The 1,619-nt window shown below is 37.5% G+C and carries 2 protein-coding genes and 1 pseudogene; all 3 read left to right on the top strand.

Annotated elements, in window-relative coordinates:
• Positions 1-78 (top strand): annotated as a pseudogene (locus ADJ83_RS27030) (IS200/IS605 family transposase); the annotation flags it as partial.
• Positions 79-333: 255 nt separating this feature from the next.
• A complete protein-coding gene (locus ADJ83_RS18345) occupies positions 334-1,185 on the top strand; it encodes a Cof-type HAD-IIB family hydrolase (RefSeq protein WP_031540475.1) in 852 nt (283 codons plus the stop codon).
• Between the two features lie 84 nt (positions 1,186-1,269).
• Entirely contained in the window at positions 1,270-1,398 is a 129-nt protein-coding gene (locus ADJ83_RS26590; RefSeq protein ID WP_269320400.1) for a hypothetical protein, read from the top strand.
• Positions 1,399-1,619 lie beyond the last annotated feature (221 nt).

The following is a 1,619-nucleotide window of genomic DNA, read 5'->3' on the forward strand; positions in this document are numbered from 1 at the left end:
GCAGAACAATTAACGATAATGGAATATATTGATCCATTTACAGGGGAAGAAGTGAAGAAAAAGAAACGAAATAATTAGGAGAGAAGGCCTTTGAGGTCTGGCCAGTAGAAGTAGTACAAATGGCGAACCTTTCAGTAGCCCTTTAGGGTTTGGTCAGTAACAAAGGCTTTCAGCCGCAGAGAAAACCACCCGTTCTCACGGGTGGTCCTTATTTTTGCAAAAATTCTAGTGCAGAGAAAGGTTTTAAGCAATCGAAATGCTAAATCGATGCATTTGAGCAAAAATGTAACGAGGTGTATACTTGCGAGTAAGAGTATTAAAGGGGGATTTATTTTGTTACAAAAACCAAAGGCTATTTTTCTAGATATGGATGGTACGATTTTAAATCATCAGAATCAGGTAAGTCTGAAGACAAAAGAGATTATTGATGATTTACGAAAGGAGGGTTTCTTCGTTTTTATAGCAACAGGAAGATCCTTTGACGAAATTACATCTGTCGTACCAGAAGGATTTGAAGTAGATGGTTATGTTACTTCCAACGGCATGGCTGGATATATAGGAAAAGAGCCGATTTTTCAACATACACTACCTTTACAATTAGTTGAAACCATTATTGAAAAGGCAAGAGAGTATAAAGTATATTATGAGCTTTTCCCATATGGAGCTTCTCGTATAACATTAAATCAAGATAAGGAGTATGTTATGCACGAAATCAGGGAACCGAAGCCGGAAAGTGTTGGGATCAATGAATGGCTTTCTCGAAAAGAAGCAATTAATGGAAAAATAGATTGGAAGGATACAATAGAGGGAAGCAAATTTTCGAAGTTTTATTTCTTTGCTCGAACGAAAGAACATATTAACCAGTGGAAGCAAGTATTAGAAGAATTAAGAAAGGAAGTCGACTTTACTGCTTCTACATCCTCTGGACATAATGTAGAAGTAATGGTTGCAAATGTAAATAAAGCAACAGGCATTAAACAAATGCTAGAGAAGTTTAGTCTATCAGCGAAAGAGACGATGGGAATTGGAGATAGTGATAATGACATCCAAATGCTGCAATTCGTTTCCATGCCAGTTGCTATGCAAAATGCACCAGAACACATTAAAGAAATAGCAAAAGAAATAACAGAGTTAACTTGTGATGAAGATGGAGTTTGTCATTTCCTAACATCTAGATTTAAGTAACGAATAAATTGCTTGTTTTTACCATATTAGTCATAGCTCCATCTGGAAAACCTATTTAGAGGCAAACAGAAAGGAGTGTTAAAAATGACGAAAAAATATAACAATGGAAGTAAGAATCAAAACTCACCAAAGGGAAATCAAACTAGTGTTAGTGGCGATAACAGTAAAGGGAATAGACGGAATAAAAATCAAAGTGATAAAACAGAAGACTAAGAGGCTGGGACAAAAGCATCTCAACTAACAATACACACGAACACTTACAAAATTATTTGTGTAAATGTTCGTGTGTATTATTTTGAAAAAAGGTTTAGAAACGAAGTGGAATGGAGCGGAGGACACTCGACTCCTGCGGGAAATAGAGGAAAGGCTGAGACCCCGCAGGCGTGCCGAGGAGGATCAGCTTACTCCCCGGCGCATCGTGCGTCTGTAGCGCA

Origin of the sequence: Bacillus sp. 522_BSPC (assembly GCF_001076885.1) — a bacterium.
Classification (GTDB): Bacteria; Bacillota; Bacilli; order Bacillales; family Cytobacillaceae; genus Niallia; species Niallia hominis.